A 12,831-nucleotide genomic window follows, 5' to 3' on the forward strand; every position below is an offset into this window, starting at 1 on the left:
GCTTAAGGATTGATTCGGCCCGTGACGCGGCCTGCGGCCGGATCGACGATCAGCACCTGACCGCACACCCCGGCGGGCTGGGTCAGGACATAGATCTGCCCGCCCAGTTGGGTGACGGACTTGATCTCGCAGCCCGTCGGCAGGTTCAGCTCGATATCGCCGGACACAGCCAGGGGCGGGGCCAGATGGGCCGGTGGCGGTGTGCCGGCAGCCGTGGCGGCGGGTTTGGCGTCGCCGAACAGGCGCCAAGTCGGGTCCTGGCTGGTCTTGAAGAAGCCATAGACCAATAACCCGAGACCCAGGGCGATCAGAACGCCCAGGCCGATCACCAGTGATTTCAATGCCGCATGCATGGAGGCTTAAGTGCATTGGGCGAAGGCAGATGTCAACAACAGGGGATGAACAATAATCTCTATTTAGTACCAGTTATTTAGACTCGCACTCGTAAAAATTTAAATCTAATATAAAATTCTTTGGAGGAGAATATGGCCAAATTACCAAATCGAGTTACAGAAACCGAAGTTGGGATTGGGATACTTCAGGTTGCAGCAGCAAGTCCAGATGGGATTGCGACATTCTATCGCCTTAAAAGAGAGATTCCGAAATATCTGAAGCTCTCGCCAGGAGATAAAGTCCAATCAACCACTAGACCGAATGAAGAGATGTGGGAGCAGCAAATTAGAAACATTAAGTCCCATTCAGATTCAGAAGGGAACATCATTTGTGAGGGTTATGCGAAGCATTTAAAAAGAAGGGGCTATCAAATTACAGATAGTGGGCGAAGGTTGCTAAAGCGGCGTGGACTCTAAGAGTATTTTGCTTTGTACCCAGGCTTAAACCAATGCAATTCTGTGGCACCTGTAGCCTCTTTGTCCCATACGTACCATGCATATGCAGTTGTTCCTGAACCAGCGCGCTTTGCTCCCTTCGCATAGAATGTAATTCTCTCGCTGAATACCCAAACCCGTGACGGAGGATGGACATGGAAAATAGTTTTGGTGCGGCGCGCGCCCTCTAAGAATGCCAATCGCAACAATAGCGCAAATTTCTTGTCCGCTTTCTCAAGAGCTGCGGCAACAAAACCTTCGGCGCTGTGAAACGGAGGATTTGTTACAATGTTGTTTGCCCGGTTATTTGAGCTTAAAAAGTCTATCCCTGCGTCGCCGAATCCTCGGTCATACAGGTCAGAACTGTAAACTTGGTTCCCGGCCTCGCTGATGACCTCGGTCATCGCGCCGTCACCGCAGGCACATTCCCAGACGTCACCGTCGAACTTTTCATTGTCCATCAATGCGTACGTTGCCCATGCCGGGGTCGGGTAAAAATCCGCTCCGCCTAGGTCAGCGTTCCGTTTTGTAGTCGGCTTAAACCCGCCGTTCAAATAGTATGTAGTGTCCATGCTCTATCCTTAATCGTTGTAAGTACTTTAAAATCAATTGGTTATCGAGGGGTTAATATTGGGCGTTTGATTGCCCGCCTTAGAGAGTCTCAACGCATTTCAAGTCATTGCCTTGTGTGAATCGAAATATGGCAAATCGGTATGATCTGACTATCCCCGCCGCGCAGGCGGGCGAACGCCTGGACAAGGCCCTGACGGCGCTGCTGCCGGACCTGTCGCGCGCGCGCCTGCAGGCGTTGCTGGCCGAGGGGCAAGTGGCGGACGGCACCGGACGGCCGGTGACCGAGGCCAAGCGCAAAGTCCGTGCCGGCGAGGGCTATACGGTCACCATCCCGCCGCCCGTTCCGGCCACACCCGAGGGTCAGGCGATTCCCTTGGACGTCGTCTACGAGGATGACCAACTGATCGTCATCGACAAACCCCAGGGCCTGGTCGTGCATCCGGCGGCGGGTAATGCGGACGGCACGCTGGTCAACGCGCTGCTGGCCCATTGCGCGGGCTCGCTGTCGGGCATCGGCGGGGTCGAGCGGCCGGGCATCGTGCATCGGCTCGACAAGGATACCTCGGGCCTCATGGTCGCGGCCAAGACGGACATCGCGCACCGGGGGCTCGCCAAGCAGTTCGAGGACCATTCCATCGACCGCGCCTACCGCGCCCTGGTCTGGGGCGTGCCGCGCCCGGCGGCGGGCGAAATTACCGGCGCTATCGGCCGGGACCCCCGGAACCGCAAGAAAATGGCCGTGCGTCCGGACGGGTCCGGTAAATGGGCCAAGACGTTCTACACGGTGCTGGAACGGTTCGGCGACCGGGCGGCCTTGGTCGAATGCCGGCTCGCCACCGGGCGCACGCATCAGATCCGGGTGCATATGGCGTCGATCGGCCATCCGGTGATCGGCGATCCTCTTTACGGAGGCCGGCGGGCGCGGGTTTCCGGTCTGCCGCCTGAGCTGAAAACCCCACTATCCAACTGTAAAAACCAAGCTCTTCACGCGAGTATTCTGGGATTCACCCATCCAGTGACGGGAGAGAGGCTCAGCTTTTCATCTAATAAATATAATTATATCAATGAGATATCTGACATTCTGCGGTCGATCTAAAATTTTCTGTACCTGAGTAAATCCCTCGGCTAATATCCGACCAAATTGGTATGAATTAACGCAGTGCATCATAACCCTCCGTTCTGGCCGTCAGGTAGACGGCGGGTCAGCTGCGTTCGGATATGAGGGAAACCGCACCATGGGATACATGGCCCCTGAAAAGGACTTGAGTTTTGCCCCGGAAGACAATCTGTCGCGTTATCTCTACCGCATCCGGGATTTCCCCATGCTGGAGCCGGAGGAAGAGGTCTCCCTCGCTCGGCGCTGGCAGGAACACGGCGACGAAGCGGCGGCCCGCCGCCTGGTAACCAGCCACCTGCGCCTCGTCGCCAAGATCGCCATGGGCTATCGCGGCTACGGCCTGCCCGTGGGCGAGCTGATCTCGGAAGGCAACGTCGGCATGATGCAGGCGGTCAAGCGGTTCGATCCGGAGCGCGGATTCCGTCTCGCGACCTATGCCATGTGGTGGATCCGCGCGGCGATCCAGGAATACATCCTGCGATCATGGTCGCTGGTCAAAATGGGCACGACGGCGGCGCAGAAGAAGCTGTTCTTCAACCTGCGTCGGATGAAGGCTCAGATGTCGGCCATCGACGAGGGCGATCTGCACCCGGAACAGGTGGCAGAAATTTCCCGCAAGCTGGGTGTGTCCGAGGTCGAGGTCGTCAACATGAACCGGCGTTTGGCCGGCGGCGACCAGTCACTCAATGCGCCCTTGCGTCAGGACGCCGACGGTGAATGGCAGGACTGGTTGGTTGAGGATTCGGAAGATCAGGAATCCCGTCTGGGCGACGACGAAGAACTGTCGGAACGGCGCGGTATGCTCAATGCGGCGTTGAAATCGCTCAGTGAGCGGGAACGCCATATTATCGAGGAACGGCGTTTGAAGGACACACCGGCAACCCTGCAGGACCTGTCGGCGGAATACGGAATTTCCCGTGAACGTATTCGCCAGATCGAAGTCCGGGCCTTTGAGAAGCTTCAGAAGTCGGTCAAGAACGCGGTCATCGAGCGCCACATCTCGCATTGAGGCCACATCTCGGATTGAAGAATGCGGACGGCGGCGGTTCGTGGGGCGGCGAGGCTATCGCGCCGTACCCATGGGGGCGTCTCCGTCCGCCTCTTCCTTTGCTTCGATGGCTTCCATCGCCGCCATGGCTGCCTGAACGCCTCCGCCCGGTCCACCACCCGAAGCGGGGGCGCCCGGCCGTGGCGCGGGCTTGGCGGGGCCGTTGCCGGGGGCACGGATCCCCAGGGTGACCTCATCCCCCCATTCGTCAACGATGCGGCGTTGGTTGGCGCGTAAGGCCGACAGGCGCCGTTCGGTCAGCACCGTCATGAACGATGTGATGACCGGCGGGATCACCGTATAAACCATCCAGCCGGCCATGGCCGCGCCGTACATGACGGCAAGGGCGAACACGTCCGTGACGATGTCGAGCGCACCGGTGATGTTGTGGTTGCCTGACCACAAATCCATCAGGTAGGGGAACATGCCGGCGAAATTCAGGCCGCCGATGCAGAAGAATCCGTATTTCTGATCCGTGCGGTCGGTGATCCAGGACGCCATCGCCGGCAGCATGCCAATTCCGACGACGATGATGGTCGGAAAGGCTACGGCAATCATCGTCACCGAGATCAGCAGGAAATACAGCCAGAATTTGCCGCGCCGGCGGGGCGGCGGCGACGGGATCATGGCGCGGCTCATCGGCGGGCGGCCCATGCTCAGAACACCTTGATCATGAACAGGATCATCACGATGCACATGGTTACCAGGATGGAGCCCATGGCGGCGGCCTGCTGACCGGTGCGCTCGGCCTTGGTCAGCTGTTCTTCGCCGCGGCCCTCGATATCCTGAATTTCCAGTTCGGCGGCGGTAAACTCCGCGACAGCATCCTCGAAGCCTTCGATGTCCTCCCGCCGGCGGTCGGCGTTGTCCATCAGGTCGAACAGTTCGGGCAACGACCCACGGCGGACCAGACGGGGAATTTCCCGCTCTATCTCCTTACGGGTGCTGCGCGAATGATACGCGTTGATGGCCGGGCCGAGATGCCCGCCGACCCAGCTTGCCAGACCGTAGACAGGTTCGACCCGCAGCTTCCACTGAATGAAGGCAAGCAACGACAGCATGCCGATGGTCTGGGTATCGGGGTTTTCCGAGGCCAGGGCCTTGAGGTGGGGGTTGATGTCTTCCTTGAAGCGCGCGGTGATGAAGGCGGCGACATGGCGGTCGAGCGGCTTGGACTTCAGATCCTGCGTGTTGGCGGCGCGATCCAGCGCCGGCAACAGGTGGTCGGTATCCAGCACGTACTCTTGCAGCAGAAGCGGACTTTGGCAGGGCAGAGACGGATTGCTTTCATACAGGCAGCGCTCGATGCCGAAGCCCGGGTCCTTGTTGTTGAGAACGATCTTGAGCTGCGAGAAGTTCTTCTGATGGATCGAGGCTTCCGGCGCATAGGCCAGTTGTGATTGGAACCACAGGTCGGGAATGTCCTTGGCGATGATTTCCGCCGGGATCTGCGGATCGCCCGTGCGCAGCAGGTCCATGGCGAAGGCGGCGCCGAACCCGTCGACCATGAAGGAAAACCCCTTGAAGCGGATGGGGCCCAAGGGATCCATGAGAATGGCGACACGGGTTACGATCATTTCGTCCGAGCCGGCGAAGGATCCGGCCTGGGCATTGGCCACGTCGAGCACGTTCTTGATGGCGTTGGCCAGGTTGACGTCCTCGACCGAACGCCGGAGCCAGGTATCGAAACTGTCGTGGCGGATCGCCTTGGCGGCGTCGGGTACGTGTTTGCTGAAGGCGTCGGCCAGTTGCCGCACGCTCTGATACGGGCGGCCCATAAAGGTCAGGGGAGTCTGTCCGCGCTTGCCCGCGCGTTTCTGCTGTGGCGACATCTTTCGGCCCGATAGCCACAGGTCGATTTCCTCGGGCCCCCAGCGTTGCTGGGGGTCGTCGCCGAGCATGCCGCGCAGCGGCTCCAGCAGGGATAGGGGCAGGTTCTCGTTGCCGGTAATCGCCGCGTAGGACCCCAGTTCCAGCTTCTCTGCCAGAATTTTTTCCGAACCTTCGACGGCCCCCGGTTCCTTGTCCAGAATAAGACCGACGATGGCGACGGCGAAAGCATAGGCGTCGTCGCGGGAATTGCCGACGCCGCGCCCGGCCGGGGGCGCCATGGCGCGTTCCGCCGGCTCATACACCGCCGGCTGGTCGTAGCCTGGGGGTGACGAATAGCATTCGCCGAAGGCGATCTGTTGCCGCCCGGCATCCATGAAGAACAGATTGTCACGGCGGATTGCCCGGTGCGCGACGCCGATCGAGGCCATTTCCTGCAATGCGCCGGCCAGCGGCTCGATCACCTTGCGCGGCAGGTCGTATTCGGAAATCCGGAACGTGCCTTTCTGCAGCACGCGTCCGCCAAGGGGGCGTTCGAGGATCAGGATCATGGTGCGCTGGCGGATCAGAGGCCAAAACTCGACCTCCCATTCCAGGACGCCGACCAACGCCTTGATGCCGGAGCCGCGCAACGACGTCATGGCGCCCAGCCGCGTCGGCAGTCCCGGGTTGCAGATCAGCGCGAACACGGGACGGTCGATGTCGCGGCGGTCCTCGGCCATGAAGGCCTTGGCGGAAGGAGAATCGAGATCGGGCAGCGGCGTTTTGGGGTCGACGGCGAAGCGATCTTTAATCAGAACAGGGCGCAGGCTTTCCGCGGACGGGATGCCGTCGCCGGGTTCCGTGTCGGCGTTCATGCCTTCCGGTGGCGCGCCCTCTTCGGGCGGCGGTCCCCCGGGGGCGGCCTGTGCTGTGGCGGTTTCAGCCATCGATTGTCGTCTTCAGCCCCAACAGTCGCGAATGGAAAAGGCCCGCAGCACGGTTCTTACCGCCTGCGTGCCTTGAATTTCCCACACTTTCACGCCCTGATGGTACCCGCCATTCCCTTGACAGACAATTAATGCCGGGAACCGGGTCAGGCTGGCCGAATCAGGTCGGCGCGATCAGTCGGCGAAGGGATCATGGACGAGAATCGTGTCCTCGCGCTCCGGGCTGGTGGACAGCAGAGCCACGGGGGCTTCAATCAGTTCCTCGATACGGCGGATATACTTGATCGCCGTGGCCGGCAGTTCGGCCCAGGACCGCGCCCCTTGGGTGCTTTCGTCCCAACCTTCCATTTCCTCGTAGATCGGCTCGACCCGGGCTTGCTCGATCTGCGACGCCGGCAGATGGTCAATCTCCTGCCCGTTCAGACGGTACCCTCGGCACACCTTCAGGACCTTCTGGCCGTCAAGAACGTCCAGCTTGGTCAGCGCGATACCGGTGATGCCGTTGACCTTGATGGCCTGGCGGACCATGACCGCATCGAACCAGCCGCAGCGCCGGGGCCGTCCGGTTACCGTGCCGAACTCGCGTCCGCGTTCGCCCAGCGTGCGGCCGACATCGTCTTCCAATTCGGTCGGGAACGGGCCTTGGCCGACGCGGGTCGTATAGGCCTTGGTGATGCCGAGGACGTAGTTGATCGCGCTCGGTCCCTGGCCGGAGCCGACAGCGGCCTGGCCGGCCACCGTGTTCGACGAGGTGACGAAGGGATAGGTGCCATGGTCCAGGTCCAGCATGGCGCCCTGGGCGCCCTCGAACAGGATACGCTTGCCCTTGCGGCGGGCCTGGTCTAGCTCCTGCCACACGGTGGCGGCGAAGGGCAGAACCTTGGGTGCGACCTCGATCAGTTGCGCCAGCAGTTCGTCGCCGTCGACCTCGGGCATGCCGAGCCCGCGCAGAAGCGCGTTGTGATGGAACAACAGGCCCTCGACCTTGTCCTTCAGCAGGCCGTGGTCGCTCAGGTCGCCGACGCGGATGGCGCGGCGTGCGGTCTTGTCCTCATAGGCCGGGCCGATGCCGCGGCCCGTGGTGCCGATCTTCGCCTTGCCGGCGGCTTTTTCGCGGGCAAGGTCAAGGTTGCGGTGAAGCGGCAGGATCAGGGGACAGCCCTCGGACAGGCGCAGGCTGTCCGGCGTGACCTCGACGCCTTGGTCCCGGATCTTTTCGATCTCGGACAGCAGCGCCCAGGGATCGACCACGACGCCGTTGCCGATCACGGACAACTTGCCCTTGCGCACAATGCCTGACGGCAACAGGGACAGTTTGTAGGTGACGCCGTCGATGACCAGCGTATGGCCGGCGTTGTGCCCGCCCTGGAAACGCACGACCACGTCGGCGCGTTCCGAAAGCCAGTCGACGATCTTACCCTTGCCTTCGTCGCCCCATTGCGAGCCGACGACAACCACGTTCGCCATTTTCAGTGTCCGTTCTTGTCCGTGAAAAGGGGTGTTTTCCGGTCACGCCTCGCCGATGGGGGCGGGGCGGCCGTCGTGAAGCCAGTGGGTACAGCCGAGGCGCTGGGCCTCGGCCTGGGCGTCGGCGCCGTCGTCCAGTGCGGCGACGGTGATCCATCCCTCGGCGCGCAGGGCGGCCATGCGGTCCGCCGCCGTGCCTGTGGGCACGAACAACCGGCGGCCCTGCGCCGGGCGCGGCAGGGCGCGCAGCAGGGTGTCGGTAAACAGGGTAAAGCCCGTTGCCGGTTCACCCGCGCCGGCGGTCGTGCCGCCGTTGCCGGCCAGATAGCGCCCGCCCGAACCCAATTCGCCGCGCACGCCGGCGGCATACAGGGTGAAGGTCGCTCCGGCATGGTATTCGAAACCGCGGTGCTCCACCGGATCGATGGTCAGCGGCAGGGTTGGCGCCAGGGCGCGGACCTTTGCGGCAATGGCCTTCAGCATATCCCATTCGGCGGCGGCAGCGGCGGGCAGATCGATGGCATCGATGGCGGCAAGGGTATCGTCGGCGGGGCCGGCGGCAAGCACCAGGCGTTTCAGCAGGTCGGTCAGTTCGCCGCCGATCTGCGTCGCCAGACCGTCGAGTGCCCCTGTATCCTTGTGGTTCAGGGCCTCGCGCAGGGTGCGTTCGGCGGCAGGAGGAACGGCGCCGCCCAGGATTGCCGTGACCAGGGTTGGCACGGCCAGGTCGATGGACACATCGGCAACCCCGATATAGCCGAGCGCGTCGGCGGCCATCACAATGACCTCGGCGTCGGCGGCGGGGGCGGCGCTGCCGATCAGTTCCGCGCCGATCTGTGCGAATTGGCGTTCCGGGCGGATCTGGTCGCCGCGCACGCGCAGGACCTGACCCGCGTAGCACAGGCGAAGCGGCCGAGGGGCGGATTTCAGGCGGCTTGCGGCAATGCGCGCGATTTGCGGCGTGATGTCGGCGCGCAGGCCCATCATGCGCTGCGAGACCGGATCCATCAGGCGGAACACCTGGCGATCCATGGCCGCACCCGTGCCAGACAGCAGGGAATCCTCGAATTCCATCAAGGGCGGTTTCACGCGCTGATAGCCGTGCGCCTGACAGACGTCGATCAGACGTTCGGTCACCGACGCCTCGAACCCCGCATCAGGGGGCAGAAGGTCGGACAAGCCGGCGGGCAGCAGCCCGGGATTGGAGGGGTTTTCCATCTGAGAGGCCGGGTTCAAGCGTTAAGACTGGCCGGCCGCCAATCAGCCGTCCACGGCCCCGTTTCCTAAACGGTTTGACCCGCCTGGGCAAGCACCGTCGCGGTCGTAAGGGGGCGGCGATGCCTGGGCGGGGCCGTGCCGGACAGCAACTGGGGGCTTGGAATGGCTAGTTGGGAAGGGGAAAGACTTCGTTTTTCACGGTCTTGCCCAGGTTCTCAACCAGGGGCACGACCATGGCGCCGATCAAGGTTTCGTTGGTCGCAGCCCCCAGGTTGCCGGTCGCCCAGCCCTGCCAGTACCGTTCGATGCGACCCGCTTCCGCCGGGCCGTCGATGGTCACCTTCAAGCGGTATTTGGTCGGTGTGACGATCTTGGTCCCGCCCTGACCTTCGTTAAGAATGCCGCCGGTCTTGGAATCGAACACGTTGAACCGGGCTTCGGACCCTTCGGTGCCGGAACTGGTGCCCTTGGTCCCCTGGACATCCAGGAAATAGCGTTTGTCGGTAAAGGTAAAAGCGCCCAGCTCGTCCAGAACCTCAAAGGTCAGGATCAGCTCTGCCTTGGGGTCGAGCCGATAGCCACGCGCCTTGAGTTCCCGCGCGAACTGATGGCTCAGTTCCAGCGATTCGTCGGAATCGTCAAGCGCCCGCACGGCCAGAACCTTGCCGGCTGGCAACGGTTTTGACGAGATGGCGTTCAACTGGCCGTCGGCGGCACGGAGCGGGCCGGCAAAGGTGGCCGTCAGTACCAGGGCAAAAAGGGCGATCAGGGGTCTTTTCATCATCGTTTCCGTTTGCGCGCGGGCATATCGGCCGCCCGGCTTTTCAGTCTCACCTTCGCATGTCCGTACAATTACGCCACATCGCAGACCGTGCCGTGTTATGGACGGTGCTGTTGTCCCTATCCAGGCGGTTGACGGTCTGTTTATTGCTCAATTAGAGCATAAAAAAGTTAAAACCGATATAAGGGCGCCAGTGTCGAATGCCAAGTAGGGAAACGCCCATTGGTTCGCACGGCACAAAGCTCGCCGGGCACTTGCCGCGGGAATCGGTGCAATTTCATTTCCTTTGGAGTTGTGCGCGGTTCTTGCATAAGATCGCATTAATAAATCTGCTCTTGATTAATATTAGGCGAAGGGGGTTCGCGTGACGGATGGCAATGCGCGGTCATTGGCGCAGATACATCTGCTGGAAGATTTGAGCGCGGTCGAGATCGAGCGGCTGGAGCAAGCCTGTTCGTGGAAGACCTACGCCGCTCAGGAACAGATCATCGACCGTCAAAGCGATACACAGGACGTCTATTTCGTCGTCACCGGCGCCGCCCGGGTCGTCATCTATTCCCTGTCGGGTCGCGAAATTACCCTGGACGACGTCAACGCGGGCGGCCATTTCGGTGACCTTGCGGCGATCGACGGGGAACCGCGCTCGGCCAGCGTCATGGCGCTTCGGGACACGGTGATTGCATCCCTGTCGCAGGAACGGTTCCTGCAATTGCTGTCGGAACATTTCACCGTCACGTTGCGACTTATGCGGGCATTGACGCGCATTGTGCGAACCTCGACGGACCGCATCATGGATCTCAGCACCCTGGCCGCCAACAACCGGGTTCAGGCCGATCTTCTGCGCCTCGCGCGCAACAACATGGTCGGCGAAAACCGCGCCGAATTGAAACCCATCCCCGTGCACGGCGATATCGCAAGCCGCGTGTCGACGACCCGTGAAACGGTTGCCCGCGTGCTGTCGGACCTGTCGCGACAGGGCATGGTCGAACGTCAGAAGGACCGCTTGGTGATCGACAATGTCGACCGCCTGGAAGACATGGTTGAAGAGGTCCGTGGCGAGTGACATTGGCCCCTACCGTCGTTTGACTTGCCGGGGCGTTTCGGACACTATCTGGGCTAAGCGCGACGGTGACTTCAGTTCCGGTCGGATACCTTTGATCGGGCCAGGGTCGTGGTGCGGGACATGGCGCTGCCAGCGGCCCCAGAAATTGATCGAAAGAATGAAATATGGCGAAAACGATTTTGATTGTTGAGGACAACGATCTCAACATGAAGTTGTTCAACGACCTGCTCCAGGCCAATGGTTACAACACCATTCAGACCATGGACGGCCGCGATGCCATTCAATTGGCCCAGGAACACCGCCCGGATTTGATCCTCATGGATATTCAGCTTCCCGAGATTTCCGGTCTGGAAGTTACCAAGATGCTGAAGGCCGATGATTCCCTGAAGGAAATCCCGGTCATCGCCGTTACCGCTTTCGCGATGAAGGGAGACGAGGAAAAGATCAGAGAAGGTGGGTGTGAGGGGTATATCGCGAAGCCGATTTCCGTTCCCACGTTCCTGGAAACCGTCGCGAAATTCCTCGGCTGACCGCCGCGGGCGGGACAGACCATGTCGGCACGAATCCTCATCGTCGATGATCTTGCCGCCAGCGTGAAGGTTCTGGCCGCCAAGCTCACCAGTGAATATTATGATGTTCTGACCGCCCATGACGGGCCCACGGCGCTGGAAATGGTGGCCCGGGAAATGCCCGATCTGGTGCTGCTCGACGTCATGATGCCCGGCATGGACGGGTTCGAGGTCTGCCGCCGGATCAAGAGAACGGCGCGCACGGCGCATATCCCCGTGGTCATGGTGACGGCGCTCAACGACATGCGCGACCGCGTCAACGGCCTGCAGGCGGGGGCGGACGATTTTCTGACCAAGCCGCTCAACGACATCATGCTGTTCGCCCGCGTGCGCTCGCTGGTGCGCATGAAACGGACCTTCGACCAATGGTCCCTGCATCAGCAGACATCGCGCGACCTGGGCTTTGATGTCGACCCGGATATGACGGATGTCCATGGCCGCGCTGCGCGGGTGATCGTGGTCGATTCCAGCGAAATCCAAAGTGACAATATTCGCGGTGTCCTGGAACGGGATGGTCATGCGGTGACCGCGCTGAATTCCTATGCCGACGCCGCCCCGCAAATTGCCGCCGATCTGCCGGACGTGGCTGTCATCTCCATGGATTTCGAGGGGGACGAGCCTTTGCGGCTGGCCTCACGTCTGCGCTCGCGAGAGCCGACGCGCCAGGTGCCGATCCTCTTGATCGGGGACGCCGAAGACGAAAGCAACCTGATCAAGGGCCTGGAGCTGGGGGTTAACGACTGCGTCGTGCGTCCTGTCGACGAGCAGGAAATCGTCGCCCGCGTGCGCACCCAGGTGCGGCGTAAGCGCTATCAGGGGATGCTGCAGGCGAATTTTCAGCAACACCTGTCGATGGCGCTGACCGACGGCCTGACGGGGCTGCACAATCGGCGCTATCTGGAATCGCATCTGGACGGCATCGTCAAGCGTGCCGGCGAGGGTGGCCACGGGCTGTCCCTGGTGTTGATTGATCTCGACCACTTCAAGCGGGTCAACGATACCTACGGCCATGCCGCCGGCGACGAGGTGCTGCGGGTGATCGCCAAGCGCCTATTGCGCAACGTGCGCGGGTTCGACACGGCGGCCCGCTTCGGCGGTGAGGAATTCATCGTCGCCATGCCCGATACCCCGATCGATATCGCCTTCGCGGTTGCTGACCGTATCCGCGCCAAGGTTGCGGAAGAGCCGATCCCCCTGCCGGACGGGACGCAACTGTCCGTGACGATGAGTGCCGGGGTCGCGGAATCGGTGGAGCCGGGTGAAACGGCGGCCGAGCTGATCGAACGCGCGGACAAGGCGCTCTATATGGCCAAGCACGATGGCCGCGACCGGGTCGTGCGCGCGGACCCGCTGGTCAGAAAGACAGGGGAAACCGCCGTCGATTAGATCGGACGACGGCGGACTGGTTG

General features: G+C 61.6%; 13 protein-coding genes. 6 read left to right on the top strand and 7 right to left on the bottom strand.

Annotated elements, in window-relative coordinates; genetic code table 11:
- Positions 1–2 precede the first annotated feature (2 nt).
- On the bottom strand, positions 3–353 hold the full coding sequence (locus tag KFF05_05265) for a hypothetical protein (GenBank protein ID UTW52772.1): 351 nt from the start codon (positions 351–353) through the stop codon (positions 3–5).
- A 132-nt stretch (positions 354–485) separates the two neighbouring features.
- Between KFF05_05265 and KFF05_05270 the strand changes: the two genes are divergently transcribed.
- Entirely contained in the window at positions 486–809 is a 324-nt protein-coding gene (locus tag KFF05_05270) for a hypothetical protein (GenBank protein ID UTW52773.1), read from the top strand.
- Here the strand turns inward: KFF05_05270 and KFF05_05275 are convergent.
- Complete coding sequence (locus KFF05_05275) at positions 806–1,399, bottom strand: hypothetical protein (GenBank protein UTW52774.1); 594 nt, start codon at positions 1,397–1,399, stop codon at positions 806–808. The two genes, KFF05_05270 and KFF05_05275, sit on opposite strands and share 4 nt — an antisense overlap.
- 128 nt (positions 1,400–1,527) lie before the next feature.
- Here KFF05_05275 and KFF05_05280 point away from each other — a divergent pair, with 128 nt between their 5' ends.
- Entirely contained in the window at positions 1,528–2,496 is a 969-nt protein-coding gene (locus tag KFF05_05280; GenBank protein UTW52775.1) for an RluA family pseudouridine synthase, read from the top strand.
- A gap of 139 nt (positions 2,497–2,635) precedes the next feature.
- A complete protein-coding gene (gene rpoH, locus KFF05_05285) occupies positions 2,636–3,526 on the top strand; it encodes an RNA polymerase sigma factor RpoH (protein UTW52776.1) in 891 nt (296 codons plus the stop codon).
- A gap of 54 nt (positions 3,527–3,580) precedes the next feature.
- On the opposite strand, the gene KFF05_05290 is transcribed toward rpoH, so the two are convergent.
- The 5 genes from KFF05_05290 to KFF05_05310 form a co-directional block, all read right to left on the bottom strand.
- Positions 3,581–4,219 carry a hypothetical protein gene (locus KFF05_05290; protein ID UTW52777.1) on the bottom strand — a complete coding sequence of 213 codons (639 nt, stop codon included), beginning with the start codon at positions 4,217–4,219 and terminating at the stop codon, positions 3,581–3,583.
- A 2-nt stretch (positions 4,220–4,221) separates the two neighbouring features.
- Complete coding sequence (locus KFF05_05295; GenBank protein UTW52778.1) at positions 4,222–6,324, bottom strand: hypothetical protein; 2,103 nt, start codon at positions 6,322–6,324, stop codon at positions 4,222–4,224.
- A gap of 174 nt (positions 6,325–6,498) precedes the next feature.
- Positions 6,499–7,791 carry an adenylosuccinate synthase gene (locus KFF05_05300; protein ID UTW52779.1) on the bottom strand — a complete coding sequence of 431 codons (1,293 nt, stop codon included), beginning with the start codon at positions 7,789–7,791 and terminating at the stop codon, positions 6,499–6,501.
- A gap of 42 nt (positions 7,792–7,833) precedes the next feature.
- Positions 7,834–9,009 (bottom strand): ATP phosphoribosyltransferase regulatory subunit, encoded by a 1,176-nt coding sequence (locus tag KFF05_05305; protein ID UTW52780.1) that lies wholly within the window; start codon positions 9,007–9,009, stop codon positions 7,834–7,836.
- A gap of 166 nt (positions 9,010–9,175) precedes the next feature.
- Positions 9,176–9,790, bottom strand: a complete 615-nt coding sequence (locus tag KFF05_05310; GenBank protein ID UTW52781.1) for a hypothetical protein — start codon at positions 9,788–9,790, stop codon at positions 9,176–9,178.
- Between the two features lie 364 nt (positions 9,791–10,154).
- On the opposite strand from KFF05_05310, the gene KFF05_05315 reads away from it, so the two are divergent.
- From KFF05_05315 to KFF05_05325, 3 genes are all read left to right on the top strand, one after another.
- Positions 10,155–10,853, top strand: a complete 699-nt coding sequence (locus KFF05_05315) for a Crp/Fnr family transcriptional regulator (protein ID UTW52782.1) — start codon at positions 10,155–10,157, stop codon at positions 10,851–10,853.
- Positions 10,854–11,017: 164 nt separating this feature from the next.
- Positions 11,018–11,383, top strand: a complete 366-nt coding sequence (locus KFF05_05320; protein UTW52783.1) for a response regulator — start codon at positions 11,018–11,020, stop codon at positions 11,381–11,383.
- Between the two features lie 21 nt (positions 11,384–11,404).
- Positions 11,405–12,808 (top strand): PleD family two-component system response regulator, encoded by a 1,404-nt coding sequence (locus KFF05_05325; protein UTW52784.1) that lies wholly within the window; start codon positions 11,405–11,407, stop codon positions 12,806–12,808.
- Positions 12,809–12,831 lie beyond the last annotated feature (23 nt).

It is taken from the genome of bacterium SCSIO 12827, assembly GCA_024397995.1.
Taxonomy (GTDB): Bacteria; Pseudomonadota; Alphaproteobacteria; order Rhodospirillales; family Casp-alpha2; genus UBA1479.

What these genes read in the sequence shown, in the direction of transcription:
- KFF05_05265 (UTW52772.1), bottom strand. Translation starts at nt 353, where the DNA reads ATGCATGCGGCATTGAAATCACTGGTGATCGGCCTGGGCGTTCTGATC.
- KFF05_05270 (UTW52773.1), top strand. Translation starts at nt 486, where the DNA reads ATGGCCAAATTACCAAATCGAGTTACAGAAACCGAAGTTGGGATTGGG.
- KFF05_05275 (UTW52774.1), bottom strand. Translation starts at nt 1,399, where the DNA reads ATGGACACTACATACTATTTGAACGGCGGGTTTAAGCCGACTACAAAA.
- KFF05_05280 (UTW52775.1), top strand. Translation starts at nt 1,528, where the DNA reads ATGGCAAATCGGTATGATCTGACTATCCCCGCCGCGCAGGCGGGCGAA.
- rpoH (UTW52776.1), top strand. Translation starts at nt 2,636, where the DNA reads ATGGGATACATGGCCCCTGAAAAGGACTTGAGTTTTGCCCCGGAAGAC.
- KFF05_05290 (UTW52777.1), bottom strand. Translation starts at nt 4,219, where the DNA reads ATGGGCCGCCCGCCGATGAGCCGCGCCATGATCCCGTCGCCGCCGCCC.
- KFF05_05295 (UTW52778.1), bottom strand. Translation starts at nt 6,324, where the DNA reads ATGGCTGAAACCGCCACAGCACAGGCCGCCCCCGGGGGACCGCCGCCC.
- KFF05_05300 (UTW52779.1), bottom strand. Translation starts at nt 7,791, where the DNA reads ATGGCGAACGTGGTTGTCGTCGGCTCGCAATGGGGCGACGAAGGCAAG.
- KFF05_05305 (UTW52780.1), bottom strand. Translation starts at nt 9,009, where the DNA reads ATGGAAAACCCCTCCAATCCCGGGCTGCTGCCCGCCGGCTTGTCCGAC.
- KFF05_05310 (UTW52781.1), bottom strand. Translation starts at nt 9,790, where the DNA reads ATGAAAAGACCCCTGATCGCCCTTTTTGCCCTGGTACTGACGGCCACC.
- KFF05_05320 (UTW52783.1), top strand. Translation starts at nt 11,018, where the DNA reads ATGGCGAAAACGATTTTGATTGTTGAGGACAACGATCTCAACATGAAG.
- KFF05_05325 (UTW52784.1), top strand. Translation starts at nt 11,405, where the DNA reads ATGTCGGCACGAATCCTCATCGTCGATGATCTTGCCGCCAGCGTGAAG.